Source organism: Pseudomonas sp. 7-41, from assembly GCF_021233075.1.
In the GTDB taxonomy this organism is placed as follows: domain Bacteria; phylum Pseudomonadota; class Gammaproteobacteria; order Pseudomonadales; family Pseudomonadaceae; genus Aquipseudomonas; species Aquipseudomonas veronii.
Genome location: NZ_CP089551.1, coordinates 3336925 through 3357901 on the forward strand (window position 1 = coordinate 3336925; position 20977 = coordinate 3357901).

Below are 20977 nucleotides of genomic sequence, written 5' to 3' on the forward strand. Positions count from 1 at the left end.
CGATCGAGAGTGTGAAAAGCATGAACACGTTGAGTCCCGACCTCGATAACGGCGCGCGCCAGGCGGCCTTGCTGACGGTGCGCCAGATGGCGGAAGCCGACCGGCTTTCGGTGGTTGCCGGCGTGTCGTCTTTCGAGTTGATGAGCAATGCCGGCGCGGCGGTGGCACGCGAAATCCAGCGGCGCTGGACACCCCGGCCGCTGCTGGTGCTCTGCGGGCCGGGCAACAATGGCGGCGATGGTTTTGTCTGCGCGTACCGGCTTGCGCAAGCGGGCTGGCCAGTGCGGGTGGCGATGTGGGGCAGTCGCGCCGCGCTGAAAGGCGAAGCCGGGCAACATGCACAGCGCTGGCCCGGCGAGGTGCAAGCCCTGAGCCCCGCGGTGCTTGAAGGGGCCGAGCTGATTGTCGACGCGGTGTTCGGCGCCGGCCTCGCCCGTGCGCTGGAGGGGCAGGTGTTGGACACCCTGGCTGCGGCTGGCCGTGGCACGGTGCCGATTGTCGCGGTCGACACGCCCAGCGGAGTGATGGGCGATAGCGGTGAGTCGTTGGGCGCGGTGGCGGCGGTGCTGACGGTGACGTTTTTTCGCAAAAAGCCGGGGCATCTGCTGTTACCGGGGCGCGATCTGTGTGGCGAAGTGATTGTGGCCGATATTGGCACGCCCGAAGCGGTGCTCGACGCCATCGTCCCCCAGGCATTTGAGAATCACCCTGGGTTGTGGCTGCCCGACTTACCGCGAGCCGGTCTCGATACTGTCGCGGGGCACCCAGCGGTCGTTGCGGCGGATGCCACGCAGGTGCTGACCCTTCACGAGAGCGAATTTCGGCGGATGTTCGACTTCGTCGGCGACAAACTGACCCGCACTCGAGCCGCTGCCCAGCTCGGCTCGGCTGTGGTTGTGCATCGCGGCAGTGACACGGTGATTGCCTGCCCCGATGGCCGCGCCGTGATCCATTGCAGTGTGCCCTCGGCCGCCACCGGCGAGCTTTTGGGCGGCATTATTCGGTGGCTGCGGACCCAGGGCATGCCGGCCTTTCCGGCTGCGGCAGCGGGCGTGTGGTTGCATGATGTGGTCGCTGCCGAATTCGGCCCGGGGTTACTGGCCAAAGAAGTGCCGAATCTTTTACCTGGGTTATTGCGTCGACTGTACGGCTGATTGTCCGTGGACATGTCGGCGAGAGGTGTATTGCACGTCAAATGTCCGATTTGAAACGTGGATGGGCGTGCGTTTGATATTTATCAAGTACGCTTTGCCGGAAAAGCGCAGTTTAACCCGCAGAGGCTTCAGGTCATCGTCGTGTATCCAACAGAGCAGGCCGGGCTTTTTTCGGTTTTAACCTGATAGGCGTTCATGCCCAATCCATCGACCTGACGAACAATCAAAAAGAAAGATGAAGCCACTCTTGAAGTACCTTGCCCCTCGAAAAGGTTATATACGAAGGTATTCAACTAATGGCCTCTCACTGCGGTGTTGCAGTATCTGAGCTCCAATACAAAAAGTTTAACTTTGCCGGCTATGAATTGGCCGGTGATCTGCGATTGCCGCGAGGCGCCGAAAGCCTGGTCGTTCTCGTCCATGCCAGTGGCGGCGGTCATTCGAACCCGCGTAACCATTTTATCGCGGAGTACCTGGCGCGCCACGGGATGGGCACCTTGGTGATCGACCTGCTGACAAGGACAGAGCAGCGCTGGGATAACCTGACCGGTGTGCTGCGTTTCGATATTGCATTGCTCGCCGATCGACTGGTCAAGGTCATCGACGCGATCGCCCGAGACGCTGAATTACGCCGTCTTGCCATGGGCTTGTTCGGTGCCAGTACGGGCGCCGCCGCCGTGCTGGTCGCCGCGGCTCACGTGGGCGGTGTGCGGGCGGTGGTCTGTCGAGGCGGGCGCACCGATCTGGCCGCCCAGGCGTTGTGCGAGGTCAAAGCGCCGACGTTGCAGGTGGTGGGCGCGGAAGACCCGATGATCCTGCGCTTGAATGTGCGGACCAGTCGGGCGTTGCACTGCACGCAAAGCCTGGAGGTCGTCAAAGGCGCGACGCACCTTTTCAAAGAGCCGGGCACCCTGGCGGACGTAGCCAGGCTGACCGGCGATTGGTTCGAAAAGTACCTGCACAAGGAACCTTTGCCCAGCGAGCCGCTGCCCGGAATCAATGGCAAGGTTTCATCTTCTTAGCGCGGGCCTGTACAACCCAACCCGTCATGGAGCGAACATGCATTTCTTAGCCTTGGCGGTCGACTATGACGGAACCATTGCCGAAAACGGCAATGTTCCCGAACACGTCTGTACAGCGCTTGCCAGCCTCAAGGCCAGCGGTCGCAAGTTGCTGTTGATTACCGGCAGGGAGTTGCAGGCGCTCAAGCATCATTTTACCCAGCTCGATCTGTTTGACCTGGTGGTCGTGGAGAATGGCGCGCTCCTGTACGACCCGCGCACTGACACCGAGGAACTCATCGCCGATTCGGCCTCCACCGAACTGGTCGAGCGCCTGCGCGACAAAGGGGTTTCATCCTTGTCCGTCGGCAGGTCCGTCATCGCCACCTGGCATCCGTTCGAGGACGCGGTGATCAGCTCGATTCGCGAGCTGGGCCTGGAGCTGCAGATGACGTTCAACAAGGACGCGATCATGGTGCTGCCGACGGGGGTGAACAAGGCCTCGGGGCTGAGTGCCGCGTTGCTGAGGCTGGGCATCTGCGAACTGAACGTGGTCGGCGTGGGCGACGCCGAAAATGACCACGCGTTTCTCGCGATCTGCGGTTGTGCGGCGGCGGTGAACAACGCGATCGACTCAATCAAGGCCCGCGCGGACATCTGCCTGAGCCAGGATCACGGGCGCGGGGTCTGCGAGCTGATAGACATGCTGCTGCAAAAGGACGCCGCGCTGGTGCCGGTCGAGCGTATCGGCGTGCAACTGGGGCGGACCGCCGATGCACGCAAGGTGTGGTTGCCGCCGGAATCGGTGCTGCTGGTGATCGGCAATTCAGGCTCCGGCAAGTCGAGCTACGTGACCTGGCTGACAGAACGCATGGTCGAGGCCCACCAGGGCTTCTGCATCATTGATCCGGAAGGCGACTATCTGTCGCTGGACGGTGCGGTCACGGTCGGTGGCCTGACCACTCCGCCGACAACCGAAGAATCGTTGCATCACCTGTTACAGGCGCGGCTTAACGTGGTGGTGAGCACCCTGGCCCTGGACCCGGCCGCCCGCGTGCAGTTGTTCGGCGAATTGCTGCCGTTTATCCAGCAGCTACGCAGCAGCACCGGCCGCCCGTACTGGATGGTCGTGGACGAGGCCCACTACATGCTGCCCCATTGCGCCGCTTGGCCTCCGGGGTTTCTGGCGAATATGGGGGCGATCATCGTTGCCCTGGACTTCGATCAAGTCTGCCCGTCGCTGCTGGACGCGGTAGACGTACTGGTGACCCTGGGCAGCACCGCCCGCGAACTGGTCCAACGCTACGCCCAGCATACGCAGCGACGCTGCCCCGAATTCCCGGCGCGCTCATCCGAGCCCGACTATTTCTGTCTGTGGGACGTTCGTCATGGCGGCGACGTGGTGCTGATGGCGCAGCAGCAACCCGAGCAGAAACATCATCGCCACAGCGGCAAGTATGCGGTCGGGGATGTGGGCGCCTGGCATGCATTCTACTTTCCCAGCCTTGACCAGCGCGCCTCGAACCTTGCGGAGTTTTTGTCTTCGCTTGCGCGCCTGGACGATCCCGCGTTCCGCCAACACCGCGAGGCCGGGGACTTTTCCAACTGGTTTCGCGAGGTGATCCGCGACGACGTGCTGGCCAACGAAACCCGTCTGCTGGAAAACGATGCGTCTGTACCGCTGCGGGATGCCCAGGAACAGATCGCGCACCTGGTGCAATCGCGCTACCACTTGGAACCGCAGTGAATGGTCGGGCGGCGTGCGCGTCTACAGTTCCAGCTCGTGAACGATGCGATCAAAATCCCGGCCCAGATAGGCCGAGGTAAAACCCAATTGTTTGTACAAGCCATGAATCGGGTAATCGGTCGACAGGTCCGTCGAGCACATTTTGCGAAACCTCTCACGCTTGGCGGCATCGATCAGATGCCCCAGCAATAAACGGCCCAGGCCCCTGCGCAGCCACGGGTCGGCGACGGCGACCGCGCAATCGCACTGTTCGTCCTGATCGGTGGCACGCCGGTAGCGGCTGACACCGATTACCTGCAACTCGCCGTCATGGTGGATCAAGGCCAGGTAGCCGCGGCTGATCTGCGCCGACTCGCTCAGCAGTGTATCGATTGCGCTCGCATCGACATGGGTCACCGCGCCCAAAAACCGGAAGCGCAGTGACAGCGGCGACAACCGCTGGAAAAAATGCAGCAGGCCCAGGTGATCGTGCGTCGACAACGGACGGATAAGCACATGCGTTCCGTCGTGCAGTTTTTCCAGCCAATGCTCGGTGGGCGAGGCTTTATCCATCTCGGCAATCAGAGCAGCGGTGTGTTGATTAGCTAGCATGGGGGGCTCCAGCGCACAGTGGGGTCGAAGAACGGCCCTGTTCACACTGAGGGGGATGCGCGGCAGGCGTATTGATCAAGGTCAGAAAGCGTGATGCGGACTAACAGACCGTCCAGGGGCAGGTTGACCTGGATCAAACGGCCCCGCGCAGGCCGCGCCAGAATCGGACTCTCTGCTGATTCGCTCAGGGGCACGGCATGCCTGTCAAACCGCCCACTGCTGGTTTCATCGATCCGGCTGTACCTGAAGAGGAACAGCATTACAGCCGTTCCGCGCTGTGGCTGACGTGGCTGCTCGGCGCCGCGATGTTTGCGACAGTGGTCGGCGTGGCGCTGCAATTCACCGACGTCGAATCCTTCACACACTTGCTGACCCAGGCAGAGCCGCTGTGGCTGGTCGGCGCCCTGGCGTTGCAAGTCCTGACGTATATGGCGCAAGGGCAGGTCTTTCGGGTGGTGCTCAGGGCCGGGGCGCAGCCGCTTTCACTCTGGGAGGCGGGCAAACTCAGCGTGATGAAGCTGTTTGTCGATCAGGCCCTGCCGTCCTCCGGCATCAGCGGCGCCTTTGCGGTCGTGGCCTCCTTCGTCCGCCTCGGGTTCGCAAAACCGCTGGTGCTGGCGAGCCTGGTGCTGGATTTGTCCGGGTATTTCCTGGCCTATGCGGTGTCGGTCGGCGTGGCGTTACCGGTGGTGATCTTCCAGGGTCATGCCACGCCTGCGGTGATGACGGCGTGCCTGGTGTTCGTCGCCGTCAGCCTGTTGCTGGCAGTGGTCACGCCTAGGCTGGCCGGCAATCGGCGCCTGGTCGCGCATTTGCCGGGGCGCCATTTTCCGATTGTCGCCAGAATCGCGTCATTGCTCACCGGGGCCGACAAGCAACTGGTGCGCAGCCAAGGGTTACTCTGGCGGATTACCTTGCTGGAATTGGTGATCATTGTGCTCGACAGCGCCACATTGTGGGTGCTGGTGCGCGCGCTGGGTGTGTCCGCGCCGCCGTTGGGGCTGTTTGCCGGTTTTATGCTGGCCAGCGTGCTGCGCAGTATCGGCATTGTGCCGGGCGGGCTCGGCGCCTTTGAAGCGGCGGCGGTGGTCACGCTGCATTGGGTGGGGGTGAACATTGCGGTGGCACTTTCCGCCACGTTGTTATTCCGCGGGCTGACGTTCTGGTTGCCGATGCTGCCCGGCCTCTGGTTGGCCCATCGTGAATGGCGATCCAACGTCAAGCCGCCCACCCGCGTGGCAACCGGCGATTATTGGAGCCCGCCAGTCAGCCAGGTGTTCAGCAGCCTGCACAGCACGCCGCAGGGCTTGAGCGAGGCCGACGCCAACGCGCGGGTGCGCAGCGCGCCGGCCACGCCCAAGGACCGACCGCGTGGCCTGGCCCGGTTGGTGCTGGAGCAAATGCGGACGCCCTTGGTGCTGATCCTGATCGTGGGCGCGCTGGTCGCCGTGGTGGTGGGGGACTGGCTGGATGCGGCGATTGTCGGCTGCATCGTGCTGATCAGCGCGGTTCTCAGCGCCTGGTATGAAAATCGCGCCAGTACGGCGGTGGAGCAACTGCGCAGCAAGATCGCGCTGCGCGCCACGGTGCGGCGCGACGGCAAGGCCGTGGACATCGCCGCCAGCGAGGTGGTGCCGGGGGATATCCTGATACTCAGCGCCGGCAGCCTGATCGCGGCCGATGGCCGGATCCTGCAGGCGCTCGATTGCTTCATCGGTGAAGGCCTGCTGACCGGCGAAACCTTCCCGGTGGAAAAATTGCCGGGCGACTGCGCCGCCGATGCCACGCTCGGGCAGCGGCATAATTGCGTGTTCATGGGCACCTCGGTGCGCAGCGGCACCGCCGAGGTGCTGGTCACGCGCTACGCCTCGGACAGTGAGATCGGGCGCATCGCCAAGACCCTGACGCTGCGCCCGCCCGAGACGGAGTTCGAGCGCGGCCTGCGTCGCTTCGGCAGCTTGCTGTTGCGGGTGATGCTGGTGATCACGATCGTGGTGTTCGGCATCAATATCCTGCTGCATCGTCCCGCCCTCGACACCCTGTTGTTTGCCATCGCGTTGTCCATCGGGCTGTCGCCGGAACTGTTGCCGGCGATCCTGAGCATCACGCTGGCCAAAGGCGCGCAACGCATGGCCGCCAAAGGGGTCATCGTGCGTCACCTCAATGCGATTGAAAACCTCGGGGCGATGGACATCCTGTGTACCGACAAGACCGGTACGCTGACCCGCGGTGTCGTGGTGCTGGACGGCGCCATGGATCTGGCGGGCAATGCCGATGCCACGATCCTGCAACTGGCGGTGTTCAACTCCAGCCTGCAGACCGGCATGCGCAACGCCATGGACGATGCGATCACCCTGGCCGGCAAAACCCTGGCGCCATGCCCCGGCGCGAGCAAGCTCGATGAAGTGCCATATGACTTCGTGCGCAAGCGCCTGAGCGTGGTGGTCGCGAATGCGCCTGAGGCCGCCCGGCTGATGGTGACCAAGGGGGCGCTGGACAATGTGCTCGAGGTTTGCACACAGGTGCGCCGCGGCGAACAGTTGCTGGTGCTGAGCGACACCGAGCGGGCCGCCATCGCGCAGCGTTTCGCCGACTGGAGCGAGCAGGGCTTCAGGGTTTTGGGCCTGGCCACGCGGGTCTTGCCGGACCAGCCGCACTACGGCCGGGATGAAGAAAAGGCCATGACCTTCCGCGGTTTTCTGTTGTTCTTCGACCCGCCGGAGCCGGGGGTGAAAGACACCCTCGCCAACCTCGAGCGCCTGGGTGTGCAAGTCAAGATCATCAGTGGCGACAGCCATCTGGTCGCCCGCCATGTCGGCATGGCCGTGGGTCTGCCCGTAGAGCGCATCATCACCGGCGCCGAGCTGGCGGCCATGAAAGACGAAGCGTTGATGCACCTGGCGCCACTGACGACGCTCTTTGCCGAGGTCGACCCCAACCAGAAAGAACGCATCATCCGCGCCCTGCAGAAGACCGGGCACGTTGTCGGCTATATGGGCGATGGCATCAACGATGCCCCGGCGCTGCAAGTCGCCGATATCGGGATCTCGGTGGATAACGCCGCCGACGTGGCCAAGCAGGCCGCCGACTTCGTGTTGCTGGAGCACAACCTCGATGTGTTGCGCGAAGGCATCGAAGAGGGCCGGCATACCTTTGCCAATACCTTGAAGTACATTTCCATCGTCTCCAGCGCCAATTTCGGCAACATGATCAGCATGGCCCTGGCTTCGTTGGTATTGCCGTTCCTGCCGATGCTGGCCAAGCAGATACTGCTCAACAACTTCCTGTCCGATATCCCCTCCATGGGGATCGCCAGCGACAACGTCGACCGCGAATGGGAAAACACCCCGCACCGCTGGAACATCAGGGAAATCCGCAACTTCATGGTGGTGTTCGGGCTGGTCAGTTCGCTGTTTGATGTGCTCACGTTCGCGGCCCTGTACCTGCTGGCGGAAAAGGGCCCGGAAGTGTTTCGCAGCGGCTGGTTCGTCGAATCGCTGCTGACCCAACTGCTGACAATCTTCATCGTGCGAACCTACCGCCCGTTCTACCAAAGCCGCCCGGCCACACTGCTGTTGCTCAGCGCCGCAGCCATCGGCCTGCTGGCCGTCGGGCTACCTTACAGCCCGATCGCGTCCTGGTTCGGCCTGGTGTCCTTGCCACTGCCGATCCTGCTGACAGTGCTGGCAATCAGCCTGGCCTACATGGGCGCGGCGGAATGGGTCAAGCGGCTCTTTTACCGTCGCCAGCGGTTGAGCCGCGCTCGCGCTGCGCCGTAGCGTGGCGTGAGGGGTTACTCGTTACGTGCCCACGTGACGTTCACGCCGTACTGACTATCACCGTAGCGGTACTGCGCCTTGCCTTTGAATGCGCCTTCCAGTGCATGCGCCAGGCGATTGGCCAGATGAATGCCGGTGGTGGTCACCATAAGGTCGTCCGCCACCTCCGTCACGCGCATGATGCGCTCCAGCGCATGCTCGGCCATTTCGTTTTTTTCGGTGTTTTCGATCAGGTGGATGATTTCATCATGGTGCTTTTGCAAGAAGCCGCCCGATAGCGTCAGGGTGCCGGCCGGCATGTTGTCCGCGATGCGGCGGCAGGCCGGGCAGGTGACGGTTTGGGCGTCATGCACCACCGCGTTTTCAGGTCGGTTCCAGGTCCAGTTCCCGGCCTGATACACCGCGTCGCACTGCGGGCACACCGCCGAACCTTCAACCCGCGGCAAGCAATAGGGATCATGGGGCGGCGTTTTGAACAGCTTGTTTTTCTGACTCTGCTGATACTTGTCCATAGTGTTTCTCCTGACGCATCGAGAGGGGCAAACCCACGTGTTGACGATCGGGTGGATTTCACAGGTTGATTTGGACGCTGTTTCCGCCCGAGCGGGTTGATTTTTGTCAACTCGCAGAGCGCCCGGCGACCGCCGGTGTAAGCGTTGCGGCGGGCGTCGGCAACGGGTGTGAGTTTGTTGATAAAAGTCAACCTCGCCGCAGGCACTTCAGAGAAGCATGCAAGTTCCGTCGACGTGAGAGGAGAGCACCCTGATGGCTCACAGTAAAATCGTGTTTCGCGCGGCTGCCCGCGAGAAGATCCTCAGCGGCGCCACCCAATTGGCGGACGCGGTGCGCGTGACGCTGGGGCCGAAGTCCAAGTCGGTGTTGATGCAGAACAAGTGGGGCAACCCGACGGTCTGCAATGACGGCGTCACGATTGCCAAACGCATTGACCTGCAGGACCCCGAGGAGAACCTCGGCGCGCAAATGCTGCGCCAGGCCGCGGAACGCACGGGTGACGCGGTCGGCGACGGGACCAGTACGTCAACGGTGCTGGCCCATGCGATCCTGGCCGATGGCATTCGCAACGTGGTCGCGGGGGCCAGCGCGATCGATCTCAAGCGCGGCCTGGATCGGGGCCTGCAGCTGGTCGTCGAGTCGCTGGCGGCGCAGTCCCGTCCCGTCAGCACGCCCAAGGAAAAAGCCCAGGTGGCGACGCTGTCGGCGCATAACGACGCGGTCATCGGTCAACTGGTGGCCGACGCGCTGGAGAAGGTCGGCGTTGAAGGCGTGGTCAGCGTCGAAGAGTCCAAGACCACCGAAACGGTGGTCGAGGTCATGGAGGGCATGCGTTTTGACCGGGGTTATGTCTCACCTTATTTCGTCACCGACACCGAGAAAATGCAGGTCGAACTCGACGATGCCTGCCTGCTGCTCTGTGACCACAAGATCGGCGCACTCAAAGACTTGCTGCCGTTGTTGGAACAGGTCGCCAAAAGCGGTCAGCCCCTGGTGTTGATCGCAGATGACATCGAAGGCGAAGCGTTGACCACGCTGGTGGTCAACCACATCCGCGGCGTGCTCAAGGCCGTGGCGATCAAGGCCCCGGGCTTTGGCGACCGGCGCAAGGACATGCTGCAGGACATGGCCGTATTGACCGGCGCCACGGTGGTCTCCAACGAACTGGGGATCAGCCTCGAACAGGTCGACCTGCAGCAGTTGGGACGGGCCCATCGGGTGGTGGTGTCGAAGGACAGCACTTCGCTGATCGGCGGCGCCGGTACACGCGCAGCGATCGACGCACGCCTGCAGCAGATCCGCGGGCAAATGGCGGCTACCACCAGCGATTACGACCGTGAAAAGCTGCAGGAGCGGCTGGCCAGGCTGTCCGGCGGCGTCGCGGTGATCCGGGTCGGCGCGCCGTCCGAAGCCGAAATGAAAGCGCGCAAGGACGCCCTGGATGACGCGATCTCGGCGACCCGCGCGGCGATCACCGAAGGGATTGTCCCCGGCGGCGGCCTCGCGCTGCTCAAAGCGGTGCCGCTGATCGCCGCCGAGGAAGCCCGGCAGGAGGGCGATGTCCGCACCGGCCTGCAGATACTGCGTCGGGCATTGGAAGCACCGGCGCGGCGCATTGCGGAAAACTCGGCGGTGGACGCCGGCGTGGTCGTTGCGCGCATGCTGGCGGAGCCGGGCAACATTGGCTTTGATGCGTCCGCCAATACCTATGTCGACATGTACGAAGCCGGCATCATCGATCCGACCAAAGTCGTGCGTATTGCCCTGGAAAATGCAGTTTCCGTGGCCAGTATCCTGCTGCTGACCGAAGCGACCATTACCGATATCCCAGAAAAAGAACCGCCAGCCCAACCGTCGTTCCCTGAAGGTTGAGCACCTGCTCGCGCCTTGCTTCGATTTGAATCGCCCTGATGGAGGCATGCACCCATGAACGTAACCAAGGCAATCGCCGGCCGGCGCTCGACACGTGACTACACGCCAGAACCGCTCGATGAAAAACTCATTTGTCGCTTGATCGATGCCGCCGCCCAGGCGCCCAGCGCGATGAACCAACAACCGTGGACGTTCACGGTGATCCGCGACCAGGCGCTGCTGGAGCGGGTTTCCCGCGAAGCCAGGGCCTGGATGCTCGCCACCACGCCCGCAGGAACGCACTCCAGCCACTTCCAAGCGTTGCTCAGCGAGGACAGTTTTCAGATTTTCTACCACGCGCCGGTCCTGGTGCTGATCTCGGGCAACGCGCCCAATCAGTGGATTGTCGAAGACTGTGCCCTGGCGGCCGAGAACCTGATGCTCGCGGCGTATGCCGAGGGGCTCGGGACGTGCTGGATCGGTTTCGCCCAGGGCTTTCTGAATACGCCGCAGGGTAAGCAGGCGCTCGGCCTGCCCGCCGAGTGGATGCCCGTGGCACCGATTATCGTGGGGCACCCGAAGTCTGTGCCCGCGCCCATCGTGCATAAGACCCCAGAGATCCATTGGATAGGCTGATGCCCCAGGCAGGGCTACCGTTGATCCAGCGGTTGACCGGTGTCTCGGTTTTCTGACGTGGATCAGATCGCCCGCCAGGCCGGCTCCTATGCTCGGATTGAACCCACGACGTTGAGATGAGCTGAAATGAACAAGCCACGCTTGCTTGGCCAGTGCTTGCTGATCGCGGCAAGTGTTCTGCTGTTACCGTCCACCGGCGCGTTTGCCAACCCCGCGATGCCAGGGTTAGGGCTAGGGCTAGGGCCAGGGCAGGGCGGTATGTTCCGTCACGCCTCGAATTTCGATTGGGTCAAGCATACGCAGCAGACCCTGGAAGAACTCAAGGGCAAGCTCAGTCTCAAGCCGGAGCAAATGCCCGCCTGGGAAACCTGGGCCGCAGGCGTCATCGCAGACGCCAATCAGCAAGTGGAAAACGACAACCCAGCCGCTACTGACAAGGCAAGTGCCAGACAAGCGCTGAAGGACGAAACAACACCGCAGAGAATGGCCAAAGGCATAGAGCGCCTGCGCACGCAAACCAGCTGGATGCAGGCGCAACTGGTCCGTCTGGACGCGGCTCAGGCACGCACCCAAACCTTCTACGATGCCCTCGATGCCCAGCAAAAAACCATCTTCGATCTGTTCTGGACGGTGATGCATCACCGCATCGCCGATCAGGACGGTTGGCGAATGCCCATGCACATGCCCATGGCATGGCCGCAAGGGTGCGGCGGGCTCAACCCGACCAGCCAACCGTAATGCTATTCGCGAGCCTCCTGGGTAAACATCATGAACAGTGACTCAGTAAAACAGTGCGTGCTGACAGGGTTCATCCTGCTGGCTGCCGCCGTTGCATTGCCGGCGCATGCCGGGCCGCATGGCGGTGGGCATGGGGGCGGGCCGGGCTGGTGGGGGTTTGGTCTCGGCCTGGGACTGGGTTGGGAAGCCGCGCGTATCGCCACGCCGTATTACTACCCGACGTATCCGGTTTATTACTATCCCGCCCCGACGTACTACTACCCGGCCAGCCCGCCGACGGTGGTGGTCGAGCCTCAGCCCGTCACGGCCGCGCCATCGGCCTGGTACTACTGCGATTCCGCCAAAGGCTATTACCCGAGCGTACGCCAGTGTCCTGAGGGATGGCGCATGGTTCCCGCGACGCCGCCGCCTGGCCCCATCCGTTAAGACCCCGGACGCGTGGGCTGTTTTTCATTCCTCCCTGGAGCCAGATCATGAGCCAATACCAGTGTTTGTTACTGATCATCAATCCCGCCCTGCGTGACTCCCCGGCAATCGGCCATGCTGCCGCCCTGGCCAAGGCCAGCGGCGCGAGCCTGCATATTGTCGCGCTGGCAACACCGTTGGACATCTTGTTGCTACTGGCCGAGAACGTGCGTGAAAAGGCCCGGGCCAGCTACCTCGAGGACCACCGCGACTGGCTGAACGCCCAAACCAAGAATCTCCACGCCCTGGGGCTCAACGTGACCGCCCAGGTGACCTGGGCCACCAACCTCAAGCAAGACATCCTGGATTACGTCACCGAGACGCAGCCCGATCTGTTGATCAAACAGGTTCAGCAAGAGTCCGCGTTCAAGCGCGCGTTCTTCACCCCGCTGGACTGGCAGTTGCTGCGCGAGTGTCCGATTCCGGTCTATCTGGTCGGCGGTGGTGGGCATGCCTTGCCGCGCATCGTCGTGGCAGCGGTTGACGTGTCGAATGTTCAACCGGCCAACAGCGCGTTGAACCAGCGCATCATTGAGCAGGCCACCAGCCTGGCGCTGCAATGCGATGCCGAGCTGCACCTGCTGTATGCCTGCGACATGTCGACGATCTACATGGCTGACATGGGCGGTATGGCCCTGTCCAATCTCAGTAAGGACCTGGCGAGCAAGGAGGAAAAAACCTTCCTCGAACTGGCGCGAGACTATGGCGTGCCTTCCGATCGTCATCACTTCGTTTTGGGCAATCCGGTTGCGGTGTTGAGTCAATTCGCCAAGGAACACCAGGTGGATGTGATCGTGATGGGCCGGGTCCAGTATCACGGCATCGAGAAGCTGCTGGGCAGTACCACCGAACACATTCTCTATCAGGTGCCTTGCGGCGTACTGGCGGTCTAGCGCGGCAAAGGCGGTGTGCAATGAAACGACAGATGAGGTGACCCATGAGTTATAGCCCTTCGCTGCAAACGCTCTGGCAGGATCGGTCGGTGGCCGGTCAAAGCCTGGTGGAGCCGTTGCTCAGATACGCCCGCCGCCCCGACGTGATCATCCTGGCCTTGCCGCGTGGCGGCGTCCCGGTGGCGTATGAGGTGGCCACGGCCCTGCAGGTGCGTCTGGATCTGATGGTGGTACGCAAGCTCGGCATTCCGTCCCAGCCCGAATTCGCCATGGGCGCCATCGCCAGTGGCGGTATCCAGATCCGCAATGAAGAGGTGCTGCGGGCTCATTCGATTGATCAAGACAGTTATGACGCGGTGGTCGCCCGCGAAACTCGCGAGTTATCGCGCCGTGAGCAGGTTTACCGGGGCACGCGGGCGCCGCTGCAGTTGAAGGATCAGGTGGTCATCCTGATCGATGACGGCCTGGCCACAGGGGCTTCGATGCTCGCCGCGATCCAGGCGGTGCAGGTGCAGGCCCCGGCGCGGATCGTCGTGGCGGTGCCGGTCGCGCCGCTGGATACGGTGGAAACCCTGCGCTGCATCGTCAATGAAGTGATCTGCCCGCTGATTCCTGAGCGGATGATGTCCATCGGTTACTGGTACTCGAACTTCCCCCAGACCACCGATGCAGAGGTCATTGAGTTATTGCAGCGGGCCTGGCAACGCGAATCGACTGAAGCGCACCCGCTGTAGATGCGTCGCGCCAGGTGAGCCTTACACACCGAACGGAAAGGTTTCGTCTTCCGCTTCCAGCTCCTCGTTTTTGGGCAGTGCCAGGGCCTTTACCGCCTGTGTCTGCTCGAACCAGAGCATGGCGTCGAACTGTTCGGCCAGTACCGCTTCGAAGTAGTGGCTGTCGCGTTCGGTTGTGGGCCGGTAAATCACGCCAATCGCGCGTTCCAGCAGGGTGGCGGACAACACCGTGCGCAGCTCGGCGCGCTGCGGGTCGCGCCAGTCGGTCAACGACGCCGGCACGCCGGCTTCGAGGAACTGATGCTCCCAACTGTCGGGACGGGAAGGCCGCACCGCCTTGATGAGCATCTCGGCGTCCCAATCGTCGGCCGCCGCCACGTGGCCACGGTCGGTGCTCATGCCGATCAGCACGGCGTCGCGCCCATAGGCACTGCGGCACAGCTGGCCGATGTTGAACTGGCCCTTCCAGCCCATCTCCGTGGCCGCGGCATTGCCGATATGCGAGTTGTGCGCCCAGACCACCGCTTTGGCCTGCGGGCCCCGGTGCTCCAGCAGGGCGCGCAGGGTGTCGAACATGTGGCGGTCACGCAGGTTCCACGACGCGGTCGAGCCGCGATAGACGGCGCGGTAGTACTGTTCCGCCGCACGCACCACGCGGGCGTTTTGCGTGGCGTTGAAAAACCCTTCGTCATCCTGGATGAGCCCGGCCAATTGCTTGGCCAGCATCACGTTGAGTTGTTCGACCACCTGCGGTTCACAGGGCATCAGGCCATTGCGTTCGACGAAGTGACCGTACAAGGCCGGGTCATCCTGCCAGGGCGTCAGGCAGCCGTAGCGCCGCCGTGCTTCCTGGGCCAGTTGCGGGTCAACGCTGTCCAGATAGTGCAGCACCTCATGGATTGAGTTGCGCATGCTGTAAACGTCGAGGCCACGGAACTCCACGCGGTCTGCACTGGCGCGTTGATGGTTGTAGCGGTGCAGCCAGTGGGCAAAGGCTTTGACTTCGGCGTTGCGCCACATCCAGGTCGGGAAGCGGCTGAAGATATGGCGTTTCCAGGCCGACGGGGCCAGCCCTCGGACGTATTTGTCGACATGCCCTGCATCGGGCCAGTCGGCCTCAACGGCGACGATGGAGAAGCCATGCCGCTCAATCAAGCGTTGCGTGATGGCGGCCCGGGCGCGATAGAAATCGCTGGTGCCGTGGCTGGCTTCGCCGATCAGCACCACCCGCGCATCCGCGTAGCGATCGAACATTTCGCCGAACGCCGCAGAATCGAACGCCGGCAGAGGCTCGGCAAATTGGTGCAGGACCGCCGCGATGGCGGCTCTATCGACCTGCCGAGACGCGCCATAGTGTTTATCCAGCATGCGTTGGGCGGGTGTGCTCACGGCCGTCGTCCCGTTCAGTGTTTATCTATTCCTACACCCTGACTCAGGTGAATCATTGAGTTTTGTCAATAAAGCCCGCACGGCCTTGGGCCAAGGTGGATGAACCCGTTACGCGCCGGCTACCGACGCTGCTCATGGAGGCTTGTGATATGAGGTGCTCTATCAATCGATCACACCTGACGCTTGCCCTCTGTGTGGTGGCCCTTGTGGGCTGTACCGACACCCGCGACCGGGCATCGCAAAAAACCGCATCCATGCCCGCGCTGGCCTTGGTAAACGACGTGTGTTCGCTGTGCCACGGGCTGACGGGGGAGTCGGTATCGCCGTTGTTTCCCAAATTGGCCGGCCAGCAAAAAGACTACCTGAAGCAGCAGTTGACGGATTTCAAAAACCATACGCGCATGGATAAAGCCTCGACTCAATACATGTGGGGCTTTACCCATTTGACCGAATCGCAGATCACTGAACTGGCGGACTACTATTCAAAACAGCCGGCCATGCAGGCTGAAGCCGAAACGCCTGACGCGCGGGGCGAATTGATCTTTCGCCACGGCGTGCCGGAATCCGGCATCGCTCAGTGCAGCGCCTGTCATGGCGCCGAGGGCCGGGGCCATGGCCAGACCCCACGCGTGGCAGGCCAGCATGCCGCCTACATGGTTCGCCAGATCCAGGTGTTTCAACAGGCCGACCTGCGTGAGCGCGGTGACCTGACGAGCCAGATTGCGCACACACTGTCGGACGCCGATGCCGAGGCGGTCGCGCATTACATGGCCAGGCTGGGGCCATGAAGCTCACGGCCGTACCGCAGGCGCCCAGCGCGCCGACGTCGACGGTCCAGCGCTCGCGGGCGGTGAGTAATGAGGACATTGCCGCGGTGTTTGACGATATCGCCGACCTGCTCGAAATCGATGACGCCAACCCGTTTCGCATCCGCGCTTATCGGGTTGCTGCGCGCACGCTGAGGGCGCTGACGGTCGAGTTGGCGCCGCTCATCGCACGTGGGGAAGCCTTGCCGAAACTGCCGGGTATCGGCGTCGATCTGACGGCCAAGATCAGTGAAATCGCCAGCACCGGTGATTGTGCGCTACGGCAACGCCTGCGCTCGACATTGCCGCCTGGGCTGGTTGAACTGCTGTCCATCGCCGGCCTCGGCCCCAAACGCATCAAACACCTGTATCACGGCCTGGGGATCGAAACCGCCCAGCAACTGTGCGAGGCCGCCGAGCAGGGCCACATCCGCCACGTGCCCGGTTTTGGCGAAAGGCTTGAGGCGCGCTTATTGAGCGCCGCGCAGAAGGGGCTCGGAAAGGATCGCCGGTTGCCGCTGGGCGTTGTCGAGCCCGTGGCGCTGCAGTTGATCGAGTATCTGCATCAACTGCCCGGGGTCGAGGACGCGAGGCTGGCCGGCAGTCTGCGGCGCATGCGCGATACCGTGGGCGACATCGACATCCTGGTGGCGGCAGCGCCCGCAGTGGCGGTCACGGCGCACCTGATCAAGCACCCGGAGGTGTCCACCGTATTGGTCAAAGGCCGCACGCGGGCCAGTGTCGTACTGGACTCCGGCCTGCAAGTCGACATGCGGGTGGTCAAGCCTGCGGACTGGGGCGCCGCGCTGGTATATTTCACCGGCAGCAAGGCGCACAACATTGCGATTCGCAAGCAGGCGCGGGAACAGGGCCTGAAGCTCAACGAGTATGGCGTGTTCAAGGGTCAGGAACGCCTGGCGGGTGCCACGGAGGTCTCGGTTTATCAGGCCCTGGGGTTGCCGTGGATCACGCCGGAGCTGCGCGAAGATCGCGGTGAGGTCGCGGCGGCACTCAGCGGGCGTTTGCCCAGGCTGGTGGAAGTGAGTGATCTCAAGGGTGACTTGCACGCGCACACCTGCGACGCGGATGGCGCCAATACCCTGGAGCAGATGGCACTGGCCGCGCAGCAAACCGGGTTGGAATACCTGGCGATCACCGATCATTTCCTGGACAGCGAGCGGCTGCTGAAGCAGATCGACCAGATCGATGCGCTCAACGCCCGCCTGCGCGGCATCACCTTGCTCAAGGGGGTTGAAGTCGAGATCCTGGAAGATGGCAGCCTGGGGCTGCCAGACGCTGTCCTCGCTCGCCTGGACCTTGTGGTGGGCGCGGTCCACACGCATTTCGGCCTGACGCTGCGGCAACAGACGCAACGCCTGCTCAGGGCCACGGATCATCGCTATTTCACGCTACTGGCGCACCCGCTGTGTCGCCTGATCAATCAGCGCGCGCCGTTGAACATGGACCTGTCGGCCGTCATCAGGGCCGCCTCTGCACGCGGCTGCTGCCTGGAGCTCAACGCACAACCCCAGCGCATGGACCTGTTCGACCTTCAATGCCAATACGCCAAAGACCAACACGTGCTGATCAGCATCAATTCGGATGCCCAGCGCACCGCGGATTTTGCATACTTGCGCTACGGCGTCGCGCAAGCCCGGCGTGCCTGGCTGGAAAAGGGCGATGTACTCAATACCCGTTCGCTGAGCGCGCTGAAGTCGTTGTTGGCTGCTACGGCAGGCGGGCGTTCGCAAGGCGCCGGGAACTGACGGTTCGGTCTGATTCTTGGTCGAAACTTGACAAAAATCAGAGCCCCGCACCGACGGCGCCGGATACTTGAACCGTAGCCGGAGCGTTCCTGCTACGACCCTCAAGGAGAATACCCATGAATATGCGTTTACCCGTAGTGTTGCTCAGCGTCCTCCTCGCGTTATCGGCTGGTTGCAGTAACAAACCGGCCAAAGAACTGGATGCACGCCTGGAGGCTGCTCAAAGCACTGCGCTGTCGGCACGCGCCAGAGCCGATGAAGCCTACTCGAAAGCGGAGCAGGCGGCGATGGCGGCCAATCAGGCGCAACAGACTGCCGACCAGGCCAATGAGCGCGCCAGCCGGATGCTCGAAAAAGCCAGCCGCAAATAGTGAACGGTTGCAGCACCCGACACGTCGTCGGGTTTGCTGCAAGACAGCCGCAGGCCTGCAACCAGTCCTGCCAGGCAGCACATCTGGCACCTGCGCGTCGACTCAACAGCATTGGCGTGGTTTTCCCCGACTATCATCTCTTCGCGTAACGGACTGACGCTGAACATGTGGCTTAGGCTGACGTTCGGCAGGCGTTACCTGTGCATTCGCACGCTCTTGAAGATCGAGCTGTTCGATATTTTCCGGGGATGAAGCGTTGAACCACTGCAGATAAAAAAAGCCCCTTGTCGGTTTCCCGCCAAGGGGCAGTGCAGCCTGGGATTCATTCGCCTTTGATCGGCACGACTTTATCCGCTTTCATGGCTTCTGGCTTTTTCGGCAACGAGATGCACAGCACGCCTTTGCTGAAACTCGCGTCGATCTTATCGGCATCAATACCTTTGGGCAGGTTGAACACCCGCTCGAAGGAACCGTAGTGACGCTCGCTAAGGTGGTAGCCTTTGCGTTTTTCTTCCTTGTCCTCCTGTTTCTCGCCTTTGATGATCAGGCTGCCGTTGGACAGTTTGACCTCAATGTCTTTCTGATCCATGCCGGGTACTTCGGCGGTGATCTCGTAGCTTTTGTCTTTCTCGGTGATGTCCACGGCAGGCATGCCATGGCCGATCAGCTCGCGACGCCAGAACGGTTCAACGTCGAACAGCCCCCGGCTGAAGGGCGACAGGCCGGAACCGAGATTGAAGTCATCAAACAGGTGGTCCACCTGTTGCCGCAGTTTTTCCAGCGGCCGCCACAGGTCTGTCGTCACGGGATGCTGGTCGGATTTGTGTTCGGTAGTGACCGGCATTTTTTTTGCGGAATTGCTCATCTTTCGGTACTCCTCTTCAGATAGAAGGCAGGCAGCAGAACGGCCTCTGCGCGGCCTGCCAGGACAGAACACGGGGGCAAGCCCATCGTTACAAGGTCAGCGTCCCCGACCACAGCATCCAGCCGGCATAGGCCGCGGCCGCCCAGATGATGATCAACAGGCCGGTCTCGGGGCCGCTGAGCGCTTGTCCCTGACGGGCGCGCAGGGTGCCCAGGTAGATCAACGAGCCCGGGGCGTAGAGGAGGGCGCTGAGCAGCATGTATTTCGGCCCGGCGGCATAGAGCAACCACATGCAATACAGTGTGGCGACGGCCGCGATGGCCATGTCGCGCAATTGCAGGCCGCGGTGGCCGGCATAGGTGTCACCCTTCCAGGTCAGTTTCAGCGCATACAGGCCGCTGAACAGGTACGGCAATAGAATCATCGAGGTGGCCAGGGAGATCAGCGCGAGATAGGTAGCGCTCGAATACAAGGTCAGCAGCAAGAACAATTGAATGCAGCCGTTGGTCAGCCACAGCGCATTGGCTGGCGCGCCTTGGGTGTTTTCCACGCCCAGCGAGACAGGCATGACCTTTTCCTTGGCGGGCGTGAACACCGACTCGGCCGCCAGCAACGTCCAGGCGAGCAGGGCGCCGCCGACCGAAACGATCAGGCCGATGCTGATCAGCACTGCGCCCCATGGCCCGGCCGCGGCCTGCAGCACGCCCGCCATCGAGGGGTTCTTCAAGGCGGCGAGTTCCGGTTGTTTGAGCACCCCCAGCGACAGCAAGGACACCGAAATCAGCAGCAACAACGTGATGACAAAACCGATCACCGTGGCCCGCCCGACATTGGCCCGCTCCGCCGCACGGGCAGAAAACACGTTGGCGCCCTCGATCCCGATAAACACCCAAACGGTGACCAGCATCGTGCTTTTGACTTGATCGAGCGTACTGCCCAACGCCGGCGAGCCCCAGAAGTCGACAGTGAACGTTTCACGCTGGAACGCGGCGATCACCAGGCCGATGAACAACAGCAACGGCACGATCTTCGCGACCGTCGTCAACGCATTGGCCCGCGCAGCGGTGCGCAAGCCCCTGAGGATCATCCAGTGCAACGCCCACAACACCACGGACGCACCGGCGATCGCCGCCTTGTTATTGCCTTCGCCAAACACCGGGAAGAAGTAACTCAGCGCAGCGAACAGGATCACCAGGTAACTGACGTTGCCGATCCAGGCACTGATCCAATAACCCCAGGCGGAGTTGAAGCTCAGGTATTCGCCACCCAGCGCACGCGCATAGGCAAACACACCGTTGTCCAGCGCGGGCTGGCGGTTGGACAGGGTCTGATAGACCAGCGCCAGCGACAGCATGCCGACGCCGGTGATCAACCAACCGATCAGAATCGCACCGGCGCCCGCACTGGCGGCCATGTTTTGCGGCAGGCTGAAAATGCCGCTGCCGATCATCGAACCGACCACCAGGGCAATCAACAAGCTCAGCGACAAGCGCTTGGGTTCTACCTTGCGCAGACTGCCTGCCACGGGTTGGACAGCCGGCGGGACGATCGGTTGAGAGCCTTGCAGATGCGTAGCCATGACGAGCCTCCACGAAAACGTGAGTATCTGCACCCTCGAATGCGAGGGTGCGACTGCTGCATCTAATTTCTGCGCGAAGGGGCTGGGTCTGGTTGATTT

The 20977-nt window shown here is 62.4% G+C and carries 18 protein-coding genes; 13 read left to right on the top strand and 5 right to left on the bottom strand.

The annotated features are described in order from the left end of the window. Nucleotides 1-20 precede the first annotated feature (20 nt). The 3 genes from LQ249_RS14940 (at nt 21) to LQ249_RS14950 (ending at nt 3902) form a co-directional block, all read left to right on the top strand. Nucleotides 21-1154 (top strand): NAD(P)H-hydrate epimerase, encoded by a 1134-nt coding sequence (locus LQ249_RS14940; protein ID WP_232565558.1) that lies wholly within the window; start codon nt 21-23, stop codon nt 1152-1154. 296 nt (nt 1155-1450) lie between these two features. Continuing rightward, nucleotides 1451-2176, top strand: coding sequence for a dienelactone hydrolase family protein (locus LQ249_RS14945; protein ID WP_046383389.1), 726 nt, complete (start codon nt 1451-1453; stop codon nt 2174-2176). A 37-nt stretch (nt 2177-2213) separates the two neighbouring features. Then, complete coding sequence (locus LQ249_RS14950) at nt 2214-3902, top strand: HAD-IIB family hydrolase (RefSeq protein ID WP_232565559.1); 1689 nt, start codon at nt 2214-2216, stop codon at nt 3900-3902. Nucleotides 3903-3923: 21 nt separating this feature from the next. Here the strand turns inward: LQ249_RS14950 and LQ249_RS14955 are convergent, their stop codons facing one another. Continuing rightward, a complete protein-coding gene (locus LQ249_RS14955) occupies nt 3924-4493 on the bottom strand; it encodes a GNAT family N-acetyltransferase (protein ID WP_232565560.1) in 570 nt (189 codons plus the stop codon). Between the two features lie 197 nt (nt 4494-4690). On the opposite strand from LQ249_RS14955, the gene mgtA reads away from it, so the two are divergent. Then, complete coding sequence (mgtA, locus tag LQ249_RS14960; RefSeq protein ID WP_232565561.1) at nt 4691-8272, top strand: magnesium-translocating P-type ATPase; 3582 nt, start codon at nt 4691-4693, stop codon at nt 8270-8272. A gap of 14 nt (nt 8273-8286) precedes the next feature. Here mgtA and LQ249_RS14965 read toward each other — a convergent pair whose 3' ends face one another. Further along, nucleotides 8287-8784: a BCAM0308 family protein gene (locus LQ249_RS14965; protein WP_232565562.1), complete on the bottom strand. Its 498-nt coding sequence runs from the start codon at nt 8782-8784 to the stop codon at nt 8287-8289. Nucleotides 8785-9037: 253 nt separating this feature from the next. On the opposite strand from LQ249_RS14965, the gene groL reads away from it, so the two are divergent. From groL to LQ249_RS14995, 6 genes are all read left to right on the top strand, one after another. Next, nucleotides 9038-10657, top strand: coding sequence for a chaperonin GroEL (groL, locus tag LQ249_RS14970; RefSeq protein WP_057004093.1), 1620 nt, complete (start codon nt 9038-9040; stop codon nt 10655-10657). 54 nt (nt 10658-10711) lie between these two features. After that, on the top strand, nt 10712-11272 hold the full coding sequence (locus LQ249_RS14975; protein WP_057004094.1) for a nitroreductase family protein: 561 nt from the start codon (nt 10712-10714) through the stop codon (nt 11270-11272). A gap of 126 nt (nt 11273-11398) precedes the next feature. Continuing rightward, nucleotides 11399-12010 carry a Spy/CpxP family protein refolding chaperone gene (locus LQ249_RS14980; RefSeq protein ID WP_169864555.1) on the top strand — a complete coding sequence of 204 codons (612 nt, stop codon included), beginning with the start codon at nt 11399-11401 and terminating at the stop codon, nt 12008-12010. Nucleotides 12011-12040: 30 nt separating this feature from the next. Next, nucleotides 12041-12436 carry a hypothetical protein gene (locus tag LQ249_RS14985; RefSeq protein ID WP_026139877.1) on the top strand — a complete coding sequence of 132 codons (396 nt, stop codon included), beginning with the start codon at nt 12041-12043 and terminating at the stop codon, nt 12434-12436. Between the two features lie 47 nt (nt 12437-12483). Continuing rightward, nucleotides 12484-13368, top strand: a complete 885-nt coding sequence (locus LQ249_RS14990) for a universal stress protein (protein ID WP_108524072.1) — start codon at nt 12484-12486, stop codon at nt 13366-13368. Between the two features lie 44 nt (nt 13369-13412). Then, nucleotides 13413-14102, top strand: coding sequence for a phosphoribosyltransferase (locus tag LQ249_RS14995; protein WP_108524073.1), 690 nt, complete (start codon nt 13413-13415; stop codon nt 14100-14102). Nucleotides 14103-14123: 21 nt separating this feature from the next. On the opposite strand, the gene LQ249_RS15000 is transcribed toward LQ249_RS14995, so the two are convergent. Continuing rightward, entirely contained in the window at nt 14124-15470 is a 1347-nt protein-coding gene (locus tag LQ249_RS15000; protein WP_232566611.1) for an erythromycin esterase family protein, read from the bottom strand. 275 nt (nt 15471-15745) lie between these two features. On the opposite strand from LQ249_RS15000, the gene LQ249_RS15005 reads away from it, so the two are divergent. The 3 genes from LQ249_RS15005 (at nt 15746) to LQ249_RS15015 (ending at nt 18434) form a co-directional block, all read left to right on the top strand. After that, nucleotides 15746-16279 carry a c-type cytochrome gene (locus tag LQ249_RS15005; protein WP_167379485.1) on the top strand — a complete coding sequence of 178 codons (534 nt, stop codon included), beginning with the start codon at nt 15746-15748 and terminating at the stop codon, nt 16277-16279. After that, a complete protein-coding gene (gene polX, locus LQ249_RS15010) occupies nt 16276-18063 on the top strand; it encodes a DNA polymerase/3'-5' exonuclease PolX (protein ID WP_232565563.1) in 1788 nt (595 codons plus the stop codon). Before LQ249_RS15005 ends, polX begins: the two co-directional genes overlap by 4 nt. A gap of 116 nt (nt 18064-18179) precedes the next feature. Beyond that, nucleotides 18180-18434: an Lpp/OprI family alanine-zipper lipoprotein gene (locus tag LQ249_RS15015; protein ID WP_017845783.1), complete on the top strand. Its 255-nt coding sequence runs from the start codon at nt 18180-18182 to the stop codon at nt 18432-18434. 322 nt (nt 18435-18756) lie between these two features. Here the strand turns inward: LQ249_RS15015 and LQ249_RS15020 are convergent, their stop codons facing one another. Together LQ249_RS15020 and arcD are read right to left on the bottom strand one after the other, a co-directional pair. After that, nucleotides 18757-19299 (bottom strand): Hsp20/alpha crystallin family protein, encoded by a 543-nt coding sequence (locus LQ249_RS15020; RefSeq protein WP_046383400.1) that lies wholly within the window; start codon nt 19297-19299, stop codon nt 18757-18759. An 88-nt stretch (nt 19300-19387) separates the two neighbouring features. Then, a complete protein-coding gene (arcD, locus tag LQ249_RS15025; protein ID WP_057004100.1) occupies nt 19388-20878 on the bottom strand; it encodes an arginine-ornithine antiporter in 1491 nt (496 codons plus the stop codon). Nucleotides 20879-20977: the final 99 nt, after the last annotated feature.